The organism is Aeromonas genomosp. paramedia (assembly GCF_023093515.1).
Classification (GTDB): domain Bacteria; phylum Pseudomonadota; class Gammaproteobacteria; order Enterobacterales; family Aeromonadaceae; genus Aeromonas.
The window spans coordinates 1-19,512 of record NZ_JAAROG010000007.1 but is presented as its reverse complement, the minus strand read 5'-3'; the positions used below and the strand labels follow the sequence as shown (position 1 = coordinate 19,512).

Here is a 19,512-nt window from a genome sequence, read left to right as displayed (position 1 = left end):
CTTGCGCCCCCCGTTCGGATCTTATTGGCCGGTCAGGCCCCCATCAGGCTCTGCAGCTGGTTTTTCACCAGATGGACCTGGGGCCCAATCACCACCTGCAGGTTGTGCTCGTCGAGCTTGATCACCCCGATGGCGCCGTTTGCCTTCAATACCTTGTCATCGACCCGGCTCATGTCCTGAACCGACATCCGCAGGCGGGTGATGCAATTATCGAGCGCCAGGATATTGTCGGCCCCACCCAGGGCATTGAGGATCACCTCGCCGTTGTAGCCGCTGTTGCCTGCCTTCTTGCCCGCGGGCTGGGCTACCTCGCTGGTTTCGATCTCACGGCCGGGTGTTTTCAGGTTGAAGCGCACTATGGCGAAGCGGAACACCCCGTAGTAGATGGCAAACCAGATGGCGGCAGCCACCGGCACCAGATACCACTTGGTGGCGGTGCCCTGCAGCACGCCGAACACCAGGAAATCGATGAGGTTGCCGTCGGTGTTGCCTATGGTGACGCCGAGCAGCCCCATGGTCATAAAGCCCAGCCCGGTCAGGATGGCGTGAATGACGTAGAGCACGGGCGCCACGAACAGGAACAGGAACTCCAGCGGCTCAGTGATGCCTCCGATGACGCAGGCCACCACGCCGGAGACCAGCAGGGCCTTGATCTTGCCGCGATTTTCCGGACGGGCGCAGTGATACATGGCGAGCGCCGCCCCCGGCAGGCCGCCGAGGAAGGCCGGCATCTTGCCCTGAGAGAGGAAGGAGGTGGCCGACACCGAGAACTGGGTGGTATCGGCGCAGGAGAGCTCGGCGTAGAAGATATTGAGCGCCCCGCTCACCTCGTTGCCACAGACCAGCTGGGTGCCGCCCGCTTCGGTGAAGCGAATGAGCGCCACCAGGATATGGTGCAGGCCAAGGGGTAGCAGCAGCCGCTCACCGGTACCGAACAGGAAGGGGCCGAAGGGACCGGCGTGGGAGATAACGGCGCCTATGCCGTTGATGCCGGCGGCAAACCAGGGCCAGACCAGGGGCACCACTAGGCCGACCACCCCCAGCACGATGGCGGTGATGATGGGCACGAAGCGGGCGCCGCCGAAGAAGGCCAGGGCATCGGGCATCTTGTAGGTGTAGAAGCGGGCGTGGAGCCTCGCGACGATAACCCCAACTATGATGGCCCCCAGAATACCTGTGTCGATGGAGCTGATACCGAGGATGGATTTCACCCCGTAGGCCTTCTCCGCCGCCGCGTCGCCGATGACGTTCACCACGGTGAGGTAGAAGTTGATGGAGAGGTTGAGCGCCGCATAACCGACGAAACCGGCAAAGGCCGCCACCCCCTTCTCTTCACGGGCGAGGCCGAGCGGGATCGCCACCGCAAACATCACCGGCAGGTAGATAAAGGCCACCAGCCCCACCTTGGTCATCCAGAGGAACAGCAGTTGCAGCACGGTGTTGTCGAGGAAGGGCATGCTCTGCTTGACCGCATCGCTGGTGAGGGAGCTGCCGACACCGAGCAGAATGCCCGAGAAGGCCAGCAGGGCGACCGGCAGCATAAAGGTCTTGCCGAGGCTTTGCAGGAACTCCCAGATCGTGGATTTGGCGGGGGACTTGGCCATCTGTCTAATCCTTGTGAAGTGAAGGTCAGATCCTGTGCCTCCCCTTCTCCTGTCCACCAGAGGTGCTGGATGGAGGAAGAGGGATCGCATCAGGTTTTGTGAATGATAAAACGATTTACCAACTAAAAATCCGCGACAAGATCACAATTTCACCGCCATAAATACCGCTATCGCCAGATCTGTGAGGCAGATCCCTCCCTGCGTGCTGTAACGTTTTACTCCCCTCCTGGTGCGGGTATGCTGTGCCTCTCGACTCTCCTTATCGTCCCATGCCCTCGCCTATGTCGCTCAAACCGCTGCCATCCAAGAATGCCAAGATCACCGATGTGGCCCAGCTGGCGGGGGTCTCGGTCACAACCGTATCCATGGTGCTGAGGGGCAAGGGACGCATCTCGCCGGCCACCGCCGAGCGGGTGCAGCAGGCGATCAGGGAGCTCGATTACGTGCCCAACAGCGCCGCCGCCAACCTGCGCAGCCAGCACTCCAACCTGGTGGGGCTGATCCTGCGAGACATCACGGATCCCTTCTATACCGAGGTGACCGCCGGGGTGAGCGAAGTGCTGGAGCAGCAGGGTTATCTGCTGTTTCTGACCCAGTGCGGCCACAGCCCGGAGCGACTGCAGCAGAGCATCCAGTCCCTGTCGCGCCAGGGGGTGGCGGGCATCATCTTCAATCCGGTGCGCGGCGCGGCGGCCAAGACGCTGGAAACCCTGCTCGACTCGGCGCTGCCCGTGGTATGTGCCGCCCGCTCCTACTATCGCGACGATGTGGACTTTATCGGCCCCGACAACACCCACGCCGCCCAGCAGGCCGCTACCTACCTTATCGAGCAGGGCCATCGCCATATCGCCTACGTGGGAGGACGGGCGGACTCCCTCACCCGCGCCGAGCGCATCGGCGGCTACTGCGCCAGCCTGCTGCAATACGGGTTGCCGTTCAAACCCGAGTGGGTACTGGAGTGCGAGCGCACCCAGCGCAGCGCCGCGGATACCATAGCCCAGCTGCTGCACCAGCACCCCAAGGTGACCGCCATCCTCTGCCACTACCCCGAAGTGGCCCTCGGCGGCATCTACGGGGTGGAGGCGAGCGGGCGCAGCGTGGGCAAGGACAACTACATCGGCCAGCAGGTGGCCCTGCTCGGCTTTGACGACGTGGCGGAGGCCGAACTCACCACCCCCGCCCTCACCTTCGTCAGCTCACCGGCGCGCGAAATCGGCCGTCAGGCGGCAAGGCGACTGCTGACCCGGATGCAGCAGCCCGAGCTCGCCCCCAACCGCCATATCATCACCCCCAGCCTACAGAAGCGGGAGTCGGCCTGAGCTGGCTGGGCAAGCCTGCAGCAGCCCGAACTTGCCCCAACCGCCATATCATCACCGCTCACCAGCAAACCGCAGAAGCGGGAGTCTGCCTGAGCTGGCTGGCCAAGCCAGCAGCAGCCCGAACTTGCCCCCAACCGCCATATCATCACCGCTCACCAGCAAACCGCAGAAGCGGGAGTCGGCCTAAGCTGGCTTGGCTGGCTCGTCCGCCTGCGAACCGCCATCTCTTCACTTTTCCTGCGCTTTTATCCAGCGCCGATAGCGGGCGTTGCCACGCAGGGTCTGCCACTGCTGGCAGGCCAGCGCCAGGGCGGGTGCGACCTTGGGGCGGCTCGGCTGGCCGCGCCCAAGCCGCCGCAGCTGGTATTTCACCATCGCCATATAGCCCACCGAGGCCAGCACCTTGTTGCGCCAGGGGATGGGCCTGAGCTCGGCGCTGACCTCCTGCTCCCGGCGCCATCTGGCGGGCAGATCCGGTGCTATGGCAAGCGCGGTGGCCATGCCGACGACCGCCACTCCGCTGCCGAGCACCTGCTCCACCACCGGATAACGGCGGATCCCCCCGGTCACCATCACGGGCATGCGGGCGGCGCTCACTATCTCTTCGGCGAATGTCAGAAAATAGGCTTCCCGCGCCAGGGTGCGGCCATCCCGGGCCTGGCCGTGCATGGCGGGCGCTTCGTAACTGCCGCCGGAGAGCTCCACCAGATCCACCCCGAGGGGGTTGAGCATCTCCACCACAGCCCTGGCATCCTCGGTGCTGAAGCCGCCACGCTGAAAGTCGGCGGAGTTGAGCTTGACCGACAGTGAGAAGCGCTCCCCCACCTGCTCACGGATCCCCTGCACTATCTCCAGCAGCAGGCGGGCACGATTCTCAAGACTGCCGCCCCAACGATCGCGGCGCAGGTTGGTGAGCGGCGAGAGGAACTGGCTCAACAGATAGCCGTGGGCGGCGTGGATCTGCACCCCGTCAAAACCGACACGCTGTGCCAGCCGCGCCGTGTTGATGAAGCGCGCCTTTACCTCGGCAATGTCGGCCTCGCTCATGGCCCTGGGCGGGGCGAACTGCCTGGAGAAACTGCCGAGCGCCATGGGCACGGCGGAAGGTGCCAGGGTGGGTTGCCCCAGCGCCGCCGGCATCTGGCGGCCGGGGTGGTTGATCTGCATCCAGATCTGGGCCCCCCCGCTCTTGGCCGCCTCGGCCCAGGCACTGAAACGCCCCGCCAGCTGTGGGGAGAGCGCCGGGGAGTCGAGCACCACGCCCCCCGCTCCCGTCATGGCGTGGCCGTCCACCATCACATTGCCGGTGATGATAAGGCCGGCGCCGCCCTCTGCCCAGGTGCGATAGAGGCGGATCAGTGCCTCTGAGGGGGCATGGTCACGGTCGGCCATGTTCTCTTCCATGGCCGCCTTGGCGAGGCGGTTGATAAGCTGGCTGCCACTCGGCAGGGTCAGGGGAGTAAAGGGGTTCATGGCGATCTCCTCGGTAATGAGGGCCCCACCATAAGTTTGAAGCTGACTTGAAGGTCAAGCCCCTTTGTCGGGATGCCGTTGCGATGGGGAAAACGCTATCCACCCACACCGCCCTTGCTCGGGGCCGTTGACATTCAAGCGGGCTTTAACCCTAGAATCCTCCCTGATCCCGCCCTTCGGCGGGCGGACCCGCCAACCCGCAGCCCAGGAGGCAAGATGAAGATAGGTGAACTGGCCAGACAGACCGGCATGGCGGCCTCGGCCATCCGCTTCTATGAAGCCAGGGGCCTGCTCAGCAAGGTGCGACGGGGTGCCAACGGCTATCGCGACTACCCGCCCGAAACGGTGCAGCTGCTGACCATCATCGGCCAGGCCCAGCAGGCGGGCTTCTCCCTCGACGAAATCAAGCAGCTGGTGCCGGCGGATATCGGCACCTGGCAACAGGCCCCGCTGCTGGCGGCACTCAAGGCCAAGGTGAGCGATATCGAGGCGCTGGAGGCAAGGCTTGCCCACAGCAAGCAGCAGTTACAGACCCTGATCCGGCTGGTGGAGTCCAAACCCGACGAGATGCCGTGCGAGGAGAACGCCGCCCGGGTACTGGCCAGCATGGGCATCACATCCCCCAAACAGCCCTGATCGACATCGCCATGCCCTCATGCCACCACGCAGAAAAGGGGCTCCTCCCTCAATGGAGCCACACCATATGGGGGGAAGAGAGCCAAGTGGAGAGGATTATGATGGGCGCGCCATCAGCAGGAGAGTGCTCATCATGACAGCCCGGCGTGAACAGCAAAAACAGAGTGAGCAACAGGCGCAGAGCGAAATCCATCGCTGCGACAAATGCGCTGAGCGCACCCGCCATATCGTAGTGCTGGTCCCTCGCGATCACAGTCAGGACATCCTGCCCAAGGATCCGCGCAAGGCCTTCTGGCAAGCCTTTACTTCCAGCAGCATCACCAACTGGGCATTCGGCTCGACCCTGGCCTACCAGGCCACCCATGTAAAGCACCTGATCTGCGAGCGCTGCGGCGAGAAGTTTCTGGAGTATTGAGCCCGGCTCCCAAGCCCGGCCCGCTAAGCGGCTAGTGCCGCCTTCTTTCACCACAAACCTTCAGGCGGCACCGCTGATCCGCCACCTCCCCCACCCATCGGCAATTTATTGATCTGCCGCCGGTTTTTATCGGCTCCCTGTTTTGCTATCCCACCGCCTTGGTTAAGATGCTTCAGTTGGCAACCAAGCCTCGACGGAGTCACATCCATGAGCAGGAATCGCCACACCCTATCGGGTCACTCTCAGGTAAAAAGCAGCAGGCTGGGAGCTGAAACTCAGGGGCGGCAGCGTTGCTAGGTGATACCTTTCAGCAGCTGATTGCACTGTACACACTAATCGCTCCTCTAGATGAAAACGTTAAAAGTCCAAAACAATGGTGAGATATAATGAACTTTGATTCTTTCTTTGCGGATATTATCGCGACTCTTGTAGGTGGTATCATAATAGCAATTCTATTTTTCTGGTTTCGAGAAAAAGTGGTACCAATGCCTAAAATAACTGGTCGCTGGTACTTTCAGGTAAATACAATCACCACCTCCTACACTCCATACCAAAACATGATTCTTAGATATGTGGCTGTGCTATGGCAAGAAGGCAGTAAAGTCCAAGGAACTGTGGAGAAAATTTATGAAAACTCATCTACCGGCGAAAGAAAATTCGTTGGTAAAAATCGTACCAGAGGTAAAGTAGAAGGTTGCATTGAAAAAAATTACTTTGGAAAAGATAAACTCGTTTTGCATGTGGTAGAAGATGGACATGGACGCGAGTCAACTAATTTTTACGAACTTATTGCAGATTCAGAAAAATGTATGCCGGGTAACTTCAGCTCTATGGTCGCCAATCAATCGGGTACTGTCAAATGGCAAAGAATAGAATTCTAAAAATAACAATAATTGCTATATCCACCCCTCAAATAGCGATCTCAAGATGTATGGAAGGCCTCTCAACTGGAATGTTCCATTCAGACCTAGAACTATGTTTATTTTACATAGACCAGTATAAGAATTCTGTGCCATCCGTGTTTATCGATGCTCTATTTGCTGCAGAAGACCATCGCAATCAGTATCATCGGGGGATTGATCCTATAGGAATGCTCCGAGCTTTATGGGTAAGAGCCATTTATGGTAACGTCCAAGGCGCAAGTACTATCGAACAACAGTTTGTGAGAACCGTAACAAGGCGATATGAACGAACAATTGCAAGAAAAGTACGGGAACAATTATTGGCTATCGCACTTGTCCGACACCGAGAAAAAAAATCAATTGCATCAGCTTATTTATCTATTGCATTTTATGGGAGCGGTTGCGTTGGTTTAAAAGGCTTAAAAGCAAAGTTTGGGCCACAGCTTGACGGTGTCGACAAGCTGGAAGCACTTAGGTTTGTTTCGCAACTCAAGTACCCCAGACCATTACAACCCAGTTTACTTTGGCACAGTAAAATAGATGCACGAACCGAGATAATTTGGAAAGCCAACACAAAAGACTGATCTCTCATTTTCTTGTAAACCACGCCAGCAACTATAGCTAGCTAATTATATCCTCATGATATTACACCCTGTTGGCCAGAGGGCTTCTTGTAAGAATCTGATCGCCTTATATATTGGCACTATATAATATGAAATTCAAAGTCCAGCGAAAAATATAAAAATAGCCCACCATATATCTAGCATCATTTTTTTAAAAGTGATATAGAAACGGATTGCATCAAGACTCCTTTCCCTTCCACCGTGATAGGTGGTGCAATTCACTTCGTTCATTGCACTCTGCGGTTACCCCCACAAATCCCGCTCGCCAAGCTCATTTCTCCAGCTTGCTCTCCCCTATCCTCCCCTGATAGCAGCCATTTATGTGCGTCGGATCACATCTAGCCCCATCATCCACCCTCACAAATTTACAGAAAAAGCTTCTCTCTCCCGCCCAGACTGGTAGGGCCACAGCGATGTGGCTGCAACAAACAATTAAATAACTACATGATTTAATTTATTAAAAAATGCAAACCTGATGTTTTCCATCCAATGCCTCGCTTTGGGATCCGGCTCACACTCGGGATCTTGCCGCACAAAAATCCAGTCATTCGCACATTTGTCCGATAGGGTGGCGTGCGGCCCGGCGCGATAATAGTCGTGTCAATTTTGTCTGCATGCCGTGTGCACGGCATGCCAACAGGCTCCATCAAGGGAGCAGGGAGAACGCCATGATCACCACCCTTATCAACGAGCAGCTGATCGCGCTCGATTTAAAGGCCACGGGCAAGGAGGAGGTCTTCGCCGAGATGACCCGATTGCTGGTCGCCCAAGGCAAGGTCAGCGACGAGCAGCAGTTCATCAAGGACTTGTGGGCCCGGGAAGAGCTGGACAACACCGGCTTCGAGGAGGGCGTCGCCCTGCCCCACGCCAAGAGTGCGGCGGTGAGCACCCCGGCGGTGGCCATCGGCATCAGCCGTGCCGGCATCGATTACGGCGCCGAGGATGGCAAGCCCTCCCGGCTGTTCTTCATGATTGCCTCCCCGGCGGGTGGCGCCAACCACCATATCGAGGTGCTGGCCGAGCTCTCCGCCAAGCTGATCGAAGAGGGCTTTATCGATGCCCTGCTGGCCGCCAAGACGCCAACCGATGCGCTGGCGCTGCTGCTCGAGAAGAAAGAACCGCAAGTGGCCGCACCGGCCGCCGACAAGGGCTTCATCATAGGCGTCACCGGCTGCCCGGCCGGCATAGCCCACACCTATCTGGCGGCGGAATCCCTGGAGCGCGCCGCCAGGGAGCTGGGCTTTGAGGTGAAGGTGGAGACCAACGGCTCCATCGGCGTCAAGAACAGCCCTACGCCTGCCGAGATCGCCCGCGCCAGCGCCATCGTCGTGGCCTGCGACAAGCAGGTGGACATGACCCGCTTCAACGGCAAGCCGCTCATCAAGACCGGCGTCAAGGCGCCCATCAAGGATGGCAAGGGCCTCATCGAGCAGGCGCTGAAGGCCCCCGCCTATGTGGCGGACAAGGATGAGCGCAAGAGCGAGGAGAAGAGCGCGGGCGGCAGTTCCGATCTCTACCGTTACCTGATGAACGGCGTCTCCCATATGATCCCCTTCGTGGTGACCGGGGGCCTCTTGATCGCCCTGGCGCTCGCCATCGGCGGTGACCCGACCCCGAGCGGCATGCAGATCCCGGCAGGGAGCATGTGGAACCAGATCCTCAACGTGGGCGTCGCCGCCTTCACCCTGATGATCCCCATACTGGCGGGCTACATCGCCTACGCCATCGGTGATCGCCCCGCCCTGGCGCCGGGCTTTATCGGCGGCTGGATCGCCAACAACGGCAGCTTCTACGGCGCCGACGCCGGCACCGGCTTCATCGGTGCCATCATAGCGGGCCTGCTGGTCGGCTATCTGGTGCGCTGGATAGCGACCCGCCACTACCACAAGATGGTGCAGCCGCTGGTGCCTATCCTGATCGCCCCCATCGTCGGGTCGCTCTTTATCGCCGCCGTCTTCATCTTCATCATCGGCGCCCCCATCGCCGACATGATGACGGGCCTCAACGCCATGCTGCTCTCCATGAGCGGCGGCAGCCTGGTGCTGCTGGGCATAGTGCTGGGCGGCATGGCCGGCTTTGACATGGGCGGCCCGGTCAACAAGGTGGCCTTCCTGTTCTCCGTGGGCATGATTGCCTCCGGCCAGACCCAGTTCATGGGGGCCATGGCCTGCGCCATCCCGGCGGCGCCCCTTGGCATGTCGCTGGCCACCGTGCTCGGTCGCAAGCTCGGCATCTTCGATGCCTCCGAAATCGAGGCGGGCAAGGCTGCCGGTGCCATGGGCCTGGTGGGGATCTCCGAGGGGGCGATTCCGTTCGCCGCCCGGGACCCGCTCGCCGTCATCCCCGCCAACGTGCTGGGCAGCATGACAGCCGCCGTGATGGCCTTCCTGTTTGGCATCACCAACAGCGTGGCCCACGGTGGCCCCATCGTGGCCCTGCTCGGCGCCGTCAACAAGCCGCTGCTGGCCCTGCTCTGCATGATCTGCGGCGCCATCGTCACCGGCGTGGTGGCAGTTGCCCTGAAAAAGCTGCGGGTGAAGAAAACCGACCAGGTGGCGCTGGCCAAGGCCGCCTGACCCTTGTTGACCCCACGCACTTGAGATGACAGCAGGCCACCCCCGGGTGGCCTGCTTGTTTTTGCGCGTCCCCTGCCGCCGGTTTGCGAGCCTGATGGCTCCTCTCCCTGCGGCGCCGCGCCACCCCGGGCGCGCGGGCCAGTGAGCCGACTCTGTGATCCCCTTCACGCTTCACGACCACAAGCCGCCAAACTAGGAAATTTTCTTAAGTCCCCTAGGCATGGCTCTCACGCCATCCACAGCCCGCCTCTTTACAGTCGACCTACCTGATGTAGTTACCCGGCACGCCATGGTGCGTTCGGGCATGGGTTCAATCGACAGGGGAGCGCTCTGCAGTTCGCCCTCTTCCTGTCGCCCTTCCCGTGGCGTGACCTCCCATAACAGATTGAACGAGTTCAATACATAAATGAGGAACGCGGCGGGAATAGCGTCTATCTCGCAGAGGATGAACGAAGATGTTTAAACTGCTCGAACAGGTCCGGATCCCCACCCTGGACCTGCCGGTCGAAGCCCGGCGCAAGCTCTGGTTCAAGCCATTCATGCAATCTTATCTGGTTGTATTCATTGGCTATCTGACCATGTATCTGATCCGCAAGAACTTCAACATCGCCCAGAACGACATGATCCAGGAGTACGGTCTCTCCATGACCGAGCTCGGCATGATAGGCCTTGGCTTCTCCATCACCTACGGGGTGGGCAAGACGGTCGTCTCCTACTATGCCGATGGCAAGAACACCAAGCAGTTCCTGCCGCTGATGCTGATCCTCTCCGCCCTCTGCATGCTGGGCTTCAGTGCCAGCATGGGGGGCACGGGTTTCAGCCTCTACTTCATGATCTTCTTCTATGCCCTGAGCGGCTTCTTCCAGAGCTGTGGTGGCTCCTGCAGCTACTCCACCATCACCAAGTGGACCCCCCGCAACAAGCGCGGCACCTACCTCGGCATGTGGAACCTCTCCCACAACGTGGGCGGCGCTGGCGCGGCCGGTGTGGCGCTGTTCGGTGCCAACTACCTGTTCGATGGCAACGTGCTCGGCATGTTCATCTTCCCCTCCATGATTGCGCTCATTGTCGGCTTTATCGGCCTGCGCTTTGGCAGCGACTCGCCGGAGGCCTATGGTCTGGGCAAGGTGGAGGAGCTGTTTGACGAGGTGGCCAGCGAAGAGGACATCGCCACCGAAGAGCAGAAGCTGACCAAGTGGCAGATCTTCGTGAAGTACGTGCTGATGAACAAGGTGATCTGGCTGCTCTGCTTTGCCAACATCTTCCTCTACGTGGTGCGCATCGGCATCGACCAGTGGTCCACCGTCTACGCCCACCAGGAGCTCGGCTTCTCCAAGGAAGTCGCCATCCAGGGCTTTACCTTCTTCGAAGTGGGCGCCCTGGTCGGCACCCTGATGTGGGGCTACCTCTCGGATCTGGCGAACGGTCGCCGTGGTCTGGTGGCCTGCGTGGCACTGGCGCTCATCATCGCCACTCTGGGGCTCTACCAGCATGCCACCACCCAGTTCATGTTCCTGGGCTCCCTGTTCCTGCTGGGCTTCCTGGTGTTTGGTCCGCAGCTGCTGATCGGCGTGGCCGCCGTGGGCTTCGTGCCCAAGCAGGGGATCAGCGTGGCCGACGGGGTCAAGGGCACCTTCGCCTACCTCATCGGTGACAGCTTCGCCAAGCTGGGTCTGGGCATGATAGCCGACGGCACCCCCATCTTCGGCCTGACCGGCTGGACCGGCACCTTCGCGGCGCTGGACATGGCCGCCGCCGCCTGCCTGGTGCTGATGGCCTGCGTCGCCGTGGCCGAGGAGCGCAAGATCCGCCGCATCAAACGGGAACTGCGCGCCGCCGAGCTGGCTACCCAGTCCGCCTGATAGCCGCCATCCGCTTTATCTCCTGATATGCATTCGGCTCGCCCTCTGGCGGGCCGTTTTTTATCCGCACAGCCCCACACTCAAACGGGGCCATGCCTTGCGCAAAGCGGCACCAGAGCGCCGCCAAGATCCCACTTTCACCCCGCACCTTTGGCAAAAGCCGCCCCATGGCGCTATCTTGTTGCCCCACCTCAATTTGCTTCGAGAGCCCATGAAGATCCTCGCCGTCACCGCCTGCCCCACCGGCATAGCCCACACCTACATGGCCGCCGAGGCGCTGCAAAAAGCGGCCGACAAGCTGGGACTCAAGATCAAGGTGGAGACCCAGGGCGCCATGGGGCTGGAGAACGTGCTGACCGCCCGGGAGATCGCCAGCGCGGATCTGGTGCTGATCGCCTCCGACATCGAGATAGAGCAGAAGGAGCGCTTCCTCGGCTGCAATGTGCGCCAGGTATCCCTGGAGTCCGTGCTGCTGGACGCCGCCGCCGTGCTCAAAGCCGCCACTCCCGGCGCCTGAATGCTCCGCCGCGAGCTCACCTTCTGCTGCCACCAAGGCTTGACCATCACCCAGGCCAAGCAGCTCTGTCGACTGGCCGGGCTGTTCAAGTCCCAGATCCTCTTCATCAACATCAGCCGTCGCCAGCGGGCAGAGGCGACCAGCCAGCTCGCCCTGCTCACCCTGGCCACCCAGCCCGGGGATCTCTGCCAGTTGCTGATCGAAGGGCTGGATGCCGAGCTCGCCCACATGGCCTTCACCTGCTGGTGCGTGGAGTTGGGCCAGCCGCTGGGGCGCCCCGCCACCTCGGCCCGGGCCGAGCAGCGGCTGGCCGCCGCCCTGCCCGACTACGGCTTTTCCCTCGCCCAGCTCGGCCACAGCTCGGCGCCCCTCGACAAGGCGCTGGCGTTGCAGATCCTGGTGGATCTGCTGCCGGGGGAGCGGGTGCGCGACAGAGCCGCGCTGGAGCAGGCCATCGCGGATCGGGAGCGGCTCGCCGCCACCATCATCAGGCCTGGCCTCGCCATGCCCCATGTGATCTGCCCCGCCATCACCAGGCCAAGCCTCTCGCTGCTTAGCTGCGATGACCCCCTCCCCTGGGGATCGGCGCTCGGGCCCGTGCAGACCATCATATTGCTGGCCATTCCGGCCGCTCTGGCCCCCGAGCAGCTGCGCCCCCTCACCCGGCTGGCTCGCGCCCTGATGGACGAGGTGGTCAGCACGGCGCTCTTGCACGCAAGCTCGGCCCCCGCCCGCCAGGCCATCGTCATCGACAGCCTGCTCGGCTGAGAGGCGCAGGCCTGCCCGGGTGCGCGCATCCCCGATGCCCCATGGCGAGCGCCGCCGTGATACACTCCGGCATCCCCTGTTTTTGGTATGCACGCGATGAAACCTGCCCGTCCCCGCCTCTCCCTTTCCGGCCGCCCCAGCGCCACTGGCCGTCCCGCACAGGATGAAGCCCACAAGCCCGGCCTTGCCCGCTCACGGGCCGGCACCCGGCAGGCGGGCGACGCCAGAGTGGCGGGGCAAAAACCAGAGATGGCACCGGCAGAACGCAGGCTCTTGCTGCTGAACAAGCCCTACATGGTGCTCTGCCAGTTCACCGACGAGGCGGGGCGCGAGACCCTCAAGAATTACATCAGGGAGCCCGGCATCTATGCCGCAGGCCGGCTGGATCGCGACAGCGAGGGGCTCTTGCTGCTCACCAACGACGGCAAGCTGCAGGCGCGCCTCACCCAGCCGGGGGAGAAGACCCCCAAGACCTACTGGGTGCAGGTGGAAGGCGTGCCGAGCGAGGCTGCACTGGCCGCCCTGCGCGCCGGGGTTGAGCTCAACGACGGCATGACCCTGCCCGCCGGGGCACGGATCATGGCCGAGCCCGATCTGTGGCCGCGCAACCCGCCCATACGGATGCGCAAGGAGATCCCCACCAGCTGGCTGGAGATCAAGATTGTGGAGGGGCGCAACCGCCAGGTGCGGCGCATGACGGCCCATATCGGCCACCCCACATTGCGCCTCATTCGCTACGCCATCGGTGACTGGACGTTAGATGGTCTGGCGCCGGGGGAGAGCCGCGCCCTGCCCGCCCCCGAGCTGGCGCAGGCACCGCGATCAGCGCCAGCGCACGGCAAGCCGCGGGCATCAACCAAACCCGAGGGCACTGGCAGCAACCAGCCCCGAGCGGCTCGCAGCCCCCAGACCCGGCGACAGCCTCAGGAACCACGCCAGGAGCGAGGCAACCATGAGGCAGACCCGCGCCCGGGCAATCGCAGCAGCGGGCGCGGCACCGCCCGCCGCCCGGCCCGCACCAAGCCGTCAGCATGATGGCGACAGCGGATCTGCATCGAACGCCCCCGCCGGGGCACAGCCAACGAGACAAGGAGTCCTTATGAGCGATCACCCGCCGCTGCCCACCCGCCTCACCGTGGCCGCCCTGGTGCACTGGCAGGGCCGCTTCCTGCTGGTGGAGGAGGAGATCAGGGGCCAGCGCCGCTTCAACCAGCCCGCTGGCCACGTGGAGCCGGGGGAAAACCTGATTGAGGCGGCCTGCCGCGAGCTCAAGGAGGAGACGGGGCTGACCGCCACCCCCAGCGCCTGGCTCGGGGTCTATCTGTTCAAACCGGCGGACAGCGAGGCCACCTTCGTGCGCACTGCCGTCATCTTCGACCTTGAAAAGGCGCCGGGTCAGCACCATCCAGAGGATCCCGACGGCGATGTGCTGGCCTGCCACTGGCTCACCCTGGCGGAGATAGCCGAGTGCAAGCCCGCCCTGCGAAGCCCGCTGGTGTGGCAGTGCATCCAGGACTATCTGGGGGGCACCCGCCTGCCCCTGTCGGCGCTCAAGGCCTTTATCTGAGGCCATTTGAAGCCGTTTTTTGCCCATCTTGGCAAACGACGGAAAAACGATTTCCCGCCGCCAGGCTCCCGAGGGGAACGACGGCAGGGAGATGTGACCGGGGGCGCAAAACTCTGGTAGAATACGCCCCGTTTAAACGAACTGGTAACTTCGACTAATGACAGACAACAGCCAAATCAAGGTGATCGTCGGCATGTCCGGCGGCGTGGATTCTTCCGTCTCGGCCTACCTGCTCCAGCAGCAGGGTTATCAGGTCGAAGGCTTGTTCATGAAGAACTGGGAAGAAGACGACACGGACGAGTACTGCTCCGCCTCCCAGGATTTGGCTGATGCCAAGGCCGTCTGCGACAAGCTGGGCATGAAGCTACACACCATCAACTTCGCCGCCGAGTACTGGGACAACGTGTTCGAGCACTTCCTGGAAGAGTACAAGGCAGGGCGTACGCCGAACCCGGACATCCTGTGCAACAAGGAGATCAAGTTCAAGGCGTTCCTGGAATTTGCCGCCGAAGAGCTGGGTGCCACCTACATCGCCACCGGCCACTACGTGCGCCGTGACGACAGCACGGGCCGCCCCCGCCTGCTGCGCGGTCTGGACACCAACAAGGATCAGAGCTACTTCCTCTACACCCTGAGCGAAGCCCAGGTGGGTCAGAGCCTGTTCCCGGTCGGGGATCTGGAGAAGCCGGAGGTGCGCCGCATCGCCGAGCAGCTCGACCTCATCACAGCCAAGAAGAAGGACTCTACCGGCATCTGCTTCATCGGCGAGCGCAAGTTCAAGGACTTCCTGGCCAAGTTCCTGCCCGCCCAGCCCGGCCCCATCGAAACCGTGGATGGCAAGGTGATCGGCGAGCATCAGGGGCTGATGTATCACACCCTGGGCCAGCGCAAGGGGCTCGGCATCGGCGGCATGAAGGATGCGACCGAAGAGGCCTGGTACGTGGTCGACAAAGAGGTGGAGCGCAACACCCTGGTGGTGGCGCAAGGGGAGCATCCCCGCCTCTACTCCGATGGCCTGATCGCGAGCCAGCTGCACTGGGTGGATCGCACCCCGATCCGGGCGCCGCTTCGCTGCACCGTCAAGACCCGTTACCGCCAGCAGGACATCCCCTGCCTCATCCAGCCCATCGACGATGAGACCATACGGGTCATCTTCGACGAGAAACAGGCTGCGGTGACCCCGGGCCAGTCCGCCGTCTTCTATGACGGGGAAGTCTGCCTGGGCGGCGGCATCATAGAACAGCGTTTCAGCCATCCGGTTTGAATCCTTAACAGAAGGCAGCAGACGTGAGCGACAAATTCCAAGACAGAACAATGGCTTTCGCCGGCATCTGCCAGGCGGCCTATCTGGTGCAAAAAGTGGCCCGTGACGGCACCTGTGACGAGGCCTCCCTGCGCGAGAGCCTGCAAAGCGTGCTGGTGACCAATCCCAAGCAGCCGCTGGAAGTGTTCGGCAGCCACCTCGCCATCCGCGACGGTTACCGCGCCCTGGTGGAGCAGCTGGGGGCCGACGGCAGCCAGAAGAACGCCGAGCTGACCCGCTACGTGGTGAGCCTGATTGCGCTGGAGCGCAAGCTGGCCAAGCGCAAGGACATTCTCAACATGCTGGGGGAGCGGATCGGGCAGATCGGCCGCCAGCAACAGCATTTCGATCTGCTCGACGAGCAGATCCTGGCCAACATGGCGAGCATCTACAGCGATCTCATCAGCCCCATAGGGCCGCGCATCCAGGTGGCGGGCACCCCGCTGTTCCTGCAGCAGCCCCTGGTGCAGCACAAGGTGCGCGCCCTGCTGCTGGCAGGCATCCGTGCCGCCGTGCTGTGGCGCCAGCTTGGCGGCAGCCGTACCCAGATCATCTTCGCTCGCAAGAAGATGGTGGAACTGGCCAAACGTTTCTAAGAATCGGCTCGAGCTCCGTCGTGAGAGGCCGGAAGCAAGGTGAAGCGCAGCGCAGGTACCGGAGTTTATGTCGATAAATAAGGATGCCGAGCAGCACATGAGCCTTGATAACGGTCTCGTAACAGGAGCGCGAGTTGATGAGAATCCCCCACACCAATCATCAGGAGTTCACCCCATGGAGCTGTCCGCGCTGACTGCTGTTTCCCCGATTGACGGTCGTTATGGCGACAAGGCCGATGCCCTGCGTCCCATCTTCTCCGAATTCGGTCTGCTGCGTTTTCGCGTCGAAGTCGAGGTGCGCTGGTTGCAAAAACTGGCCAGCCACGCCGGGATCCCGGAAGTCCCTGCCCTGAGTGCGGCCGCCAATGCCGTGCTGGACGGCATAGTCCTGAACTTCAACGAAGCGGACGCCGCGCGCATCAAGCAGATCGAGCGCACCACCAACCATGATGTGAAAGCGGTGGAGTACTTCCTCAAAGAAAAAGTCGAAGTGAACCCCGAGCTCGCCGCCGTCAGCGAATTCATCCACTTCGCCTGCACCTCGGAAGACATCAACAACAACTCCCACGGTCTGATGCTGAAGACCGCCCGCGACGAGGTCATCAAGCCTTATTGCGAGAAGCTGATCAGCGAGCTCAAGCGTCTGGCCGTTGAGTACCGCGACATGCCGCTGCTGTCACGCACCCACGGCCAGCCGGCTACCCCGAGCACCATGGGCAAGGAGATGGCCAACGTCGCCTATCGCCTGGAGCGCCAGTACAAGCAGATCATGGCGGTGGAGATCCTCGGCAAGATCAACGGCGCCGTGGGCAACTACAACGCCCACGTGAGCGCTTACCCTGAAGTGGACTGGCACCAGTTCTCCGAGGAGTTCGTGACCTCCTTGGGCCTTTCCTGGAACCCCTACACCACCCAGATCGAACCCCACGACTACATCGCCGAGCTGTTCGACGCCATGGCCCGCTTCAACACCATCCTCATCGACTTCGACAGGGACGTGTGGGGCTACATCTCCCTGGGTCACTTCAAGCAGCGCACTGTGGCGGGCGAGATCGGCTCCTCCACCATGCCGCACAAGGTCAACCCCATCGACTTCGAGAACTCCGAAGGCAATCTGGGTCTGGCCAACGCCGTATTTCAGCATCTGGCCTCCAAGCTGCCCATCTCCCGCTGGCAGCGTGATCTGACCGACTCGACCGTGCTGCGCAACCTGGGGGTGGCCGTGGGTTACTCCCTGATTGCCTATCAGGCGACCCTCAAGGGCATCTCCAAGCTGGAAGCCAACGCGGACGCCATGGCCGCCGATCTGGACGCCAACTGGGAAGTGCTGGCCGAGCCCATCCAGACAGTGATGCGCCGCTACGGCATCGAGAAGCCCTACGAGAAGCTCAAGGAGCTGACCCGTGGCCGCCGTGTGGATGCCGAAGGCATGCGCACCTTTATCGACACCCTGGAACTGCCCGAGGCCGTCAAGGTCGAACTGAAGAAGCTGACTCCGGCCAACTACCTCGGTCAGGCCCAGCGTCTGGTCGATCTGCTGAAGTAAGCGGCTAAACCGAACCGGCGGGGGCTCTGTCATGACGGCAGGGCCCCCGTTGATTTTGGCCCATTCGATAGCGTCACAGGCTATCGGGCCATTTCAGAGCCCTTGCCCAAGCCCGATTTGGGCAAGATCTCTCACAAGATACGAGAAGCACCATGTACGAACTCAATCTGGATATTGCCCACTTTCTCGAGCATTACTGGCAGAAGCGCCCGCTCCTCATCAAGGGCGGCTTCACCGACTTTCAGGATCCCATCAGCCCGGACGAGCTGGCTGGGCTGGCCATGGAGGAGGTGATCGAATCGCGCCTGGTGACCCGCTTCGACGGCAAGTGGGCCGCCGAACACGGGCCCTTCGAGTCTTATGACCACCTGGGGGAAGAGAACTGGACTGTGCTGGTACAGGCCTGCAACCACTGGGCCCCCGAGGTGCACGAGCTGGCGCTGCCGTTCCAGTTCATCCCGGGCTGGCGCTTTGACGATGTGATGGTGAGCTTCTCCACCCCTCACGGCGGCGTCGGCCCCCACATCGACAACTACGACGTCTTCATCACCCAGGGCCAGGGCAAGCGTCACTGGCGGGTCGGCGATGCCAAGCCCCTCGAGGAGTTTGCCGCCCACGCCGCCCTGCTGCACTGCGAGCCGTTCGAGGCGATCATCGACGCCATCATGGAGCCGGGCGACATTCTCTACATCCCGCCCGGATTCCCCCACGAGGGCTACGCCATCGAGCCCTCACTGAACTTCTCCGTGGGCTTCCGGGCACCGGACGCAAAAGCGCTTATCTCCTCCTTTGCCGATCACCTGATCGACAACGATCTGCGCACCGAGCGTTACGGCGACCCGGACCTCAAGCCCCGCGCCCGTCACGGCGAGATCCAGCCACATGAACTGCACCGCCTGCGGGAGCTGATGCAACAGGCCCTGGATGACGAGACCCTGTTCAAGGAGTGGTTCGGCACCATGATCTCCGAGGCCAAGCACGATCTGGACGTGAGCCCCATGGAGCCTGACTACAGCGCCGAGGAAGTGGCCGATCTGCTGACCCAGGGCGAGCCCGCCATCAAGGTGCCGGGCCTGCGCTCCGTCTGGTTCAGCGGCGAGAGCCGTACCTGCCACATCGACGGCGAGGCCTGGACCCTGCCGAGCGAGGATGCGGCCGCCATTTCGCTCTTGTGCGACAAGGACATCATCACCCAGGCCGACATGGTGGAACTCGCCGATCAGGCCGGTTTCCTGCAGCTGCTGACCCGTCTCATCAACCGCGGTTACTGGTTCTTCGGCTAAGCCTGCGCAAAGGCGCGTCCCCTGGGTGGGTGACGCGCCTGGTCGAAAGCTAGTCCCCGTCCTGCGTGGTGGCGGTCCAATGACTACACTGGGTGACGGCCAAAGGGGGAAAGGGGCCCTGACCCGTCGCCGGCACTCTCATCCCTTGTTTGTCATTTAACTACATGGGATCGGGTCATCGACGGGGGCGAAAAATGGGAACCAAATGGCCTCACTCGCGGAAAATCAATTATTTTAGCCCCTAAAATCAGCTGTGAGCGAAAACGTTATCTTTCAAATTGAGGCGTTTTTAGCTCAAAACGTTGTTTCTGGATCATAAAAAGTATCCAAAAACTGGTGTATATTGCACGGCGGAAACTCCTTAACCATGAAGACTGACATGAAAAAGACCAAAATCGTCTGCACCATAGGTCCCAAGACCGAATCCAAAGAAATGCTGGCCAAAATGCTGGACGCCGGCATGAACGTCATGCGCCTGAACTTCTCTCACGGTGATTACGAAGAGCACGGCACCCGTATCCG

General features: G+C 61.5%; 18 protein-coding genes. 16 read left to right on the top strand and 2 right to left on the bottom strand.

Annotation, left to right across the window (positions count from 1 at the left end; translation table 11 throughout):
- Positions 1-32: 32 nt before the first annotated feature.
- On the bottom strand, positions 33-1,604 hold the full coding sequence (gene malX, locus HB860_RS04675) for a maltose/glucose-specific PTS transporter subunit IIBC (protein ID WP_247625876.1): 1,572 nt from the start codon (positions 1,602-1,604) through the stop codon (positions 33-35).
- 281 nt (positions 1,605-1,885) lie between these two features.
- On the opposite strand from malX, the gene HB860_RS04670 reads away from it, so the two are divergent.
- A complete protein-coding gene (locus tag HB860_RS04670) occupies positions 1,886-2,923 on the top strand; it encodes a Mal regulon transcriptional regulator MalI (RefSeq protein WP_247625875.1) in 1,038 nt (345 codons plus the stop codon).
- 228 nt (positions 2,924-3,151) lie between these two features.
- Here the strand turns inward: HB860_RS04670 and HB860_RS04665 are convergent, their stop codons facing one another.
- Positions 3,152-4,396 (bottom strand): NADH:flavin oxidoreductase/NADH oxidase family protein, encoded by a 1,245-nt coding sequence (locus HB860_RS04665; RefSeq protein WP_247625874.1) that lies wholly within the window; start codon positions 4,394-4,396, stop codon positions 3,152-3,154.
- Between the two features lie 216 nt (positions 4,397-4,612).
- On the opposite strand from HB860_RS04665, the gene HB860_RS04660 reads away from it, so the two are divergent.
- The 15 genes from HB860_RS04660 to HB860_RS22150 form a co-directional block, all read left to right on the top strand.
- Entirely contained in the window at positions 4,613-5,032 is a 420-nt protein-coding gene (locus HB860_RS04660) for a MerR family transcriptional regulator (RefSeq protein ID WP_247625873.1), read from the top strand.
- Between the two features lie 133 nt (positions 5,033-5,165).
- Positions 5,166-5,447, top strand: coding sequence for a hypothetical protein (locus HB860_RS04655; RefSeq protein ID WP_247625872.1), 282 nt, complete (start codon positions 5,166-5,168; stop codon positions 5,445-5,447).
- Positions 5,448-5,833: 386 nt separating this feature from the next.
- Complete coding sequence (locus tag HB860_RS04650; protein ID WP_247625871.1) at positions 5,834-6,328, top strand: hypothetical protein; 495 nt, start codon at positions 5,834-5,836, stop codon at positions 6,326-6,328.
- A complete protein-coding gene (locus HB860_RS04645; RefSeq protein ID WP_247625870.1) occupies positions 6,307-6,933 on the top strand; it encodes a biosynthetic peptidoglycan transglycosylase in 627 nt (208 codons plus the stop codon). The genes HB860_RS04650 and HB860_RS04645 overlap by 22 nt, the downstream gene beginning before the upstream one ends.
- Positions 6,934-7,640: 707 nt before the next feature.
- Positions 7,641-9,548 (top strand): PTS fructose transporter subunit IIABC, encoded by a 1,908-nt coding sequence (locus HB860_RS04640; protein ID WP_247625869.1) that lies wholly within the window; start codon positions 7,641-7,643, stop codon positions 9,546-9,548.
- 455 nt (positions 9,549-10,003) lie between these two features.
- On the top strand, positions 10,004-11,410 hold the full coding sequence (uhpT, locus tag HB860_RS04635; protein WP_139439364.1) for a hexose-6-phosphate:phosphate antiporter: 1,407 nt from the start codon (positions 10,004-10,006) through the stop codon (positions 11,408-11,410).
- Positions 11,411-11,621: 211 nt separating this feature from the next.
- Positions 11,622-11,927, top strand: a complete 306-nt coding sequence (locus HB860_RS04630; RefSeq protein ID WP_247625868.1) for a PTS fructose transporter subunit IIB — start codon at positions 11,622-11,624, stop codon at positions 11,925-11,927.
- The gene (locus tag HB860_RS04625; protein ID WP_247625867.1) at positions 11,928-12,695 is read left to right on the top strand and encodes a PTS sugar transporter subunit IIA; all 768 of its coding nucleotides are present in this window, start codon (positions 11,928-11,930) and stop codon (positions 12,693-12,695) included. It abuts the gene before it with no gap.
- A gap of 96 nt (positions 12,696-12,791) precedes the next feature.
- Entirely contained in the window at positions 12,792-13,730 is a 939-nt protein-coding gene (locus tag HB860_RS04620) for a pseudouridine synthase (protein ID WP_432612668.1), read from the top strand.
- 64 nt (positions 13,731-13,794) lie between these two features.
- On the top strand, positions 13,795-14,262 hold the full coding sequence (locus HB860_RS04615; protein WP_247625865.1) for an NUDIX hydrolase: 468 nt from the start codon (positions 13,795-13,797) through the stop codon (positions 14,260-14,262).
- Between the two features lie 157 nt (positions 14,263-14,419).
- Entirely contained in the window at positions 14,420-15,526 is a 1,107-nt protein-coding gene (mnmA, locus tag HB860_RS04610) for a tRNA 2-thiouridine(34) synthase MnmA (protein WP_005328710.1), read from the top strand.
- 23 nt (positions 15,527-15,549) lie between these two features.
- Positions 15,550-16,161 carry a high frequency lysogenization protein HflD gene (gene hflD, locus HB860_RS04605; RefSeq protein WP_247625864.1) on the top strand — a complete coding sequence of 204 codons (612 nt, stop codon included), beginning with the start codon at positions 15,550-15,552 and terminating at the stop codon, positions 16,159-16,161.
- A 175-nt stretch (positions 16,162-16,336) separates the two neighbouring features.
- Positions 16,337-17,707: an adenylosuccinate lyase gene (gene purB, locus HB860_RS04600; protein ID WP_139439357.1), complete on the top strand. Its 1,371-nt coding sequence runs from the start codon at positions 16,337-16,339 to the stop codon at positions 17,705-17,707.
- A 152-nt stretch (positions 17,708-17,859) separates the two neighbouring features.
- Positions 17,860-18,990 (top strand): cupin domain-containing protein, encoded by a 1,131-nt coding sequence (locus HB860_RS04595; RefSeq protein ID WP_247625863.1) that lies wholly within the window; start codon positions 17,860-17,862, stop codon positions 18,988-18,990.
- Positions 18,991-19,369: 379 nt separating this feature from the next.
- Positions 19,370-19,512 (top strand): pyruvate kinase (locus HB860_RS22150; RefSeq protein ID WP_282101159.1); only part of this gene is annotated, 143 nt, incomplete at its 3' end.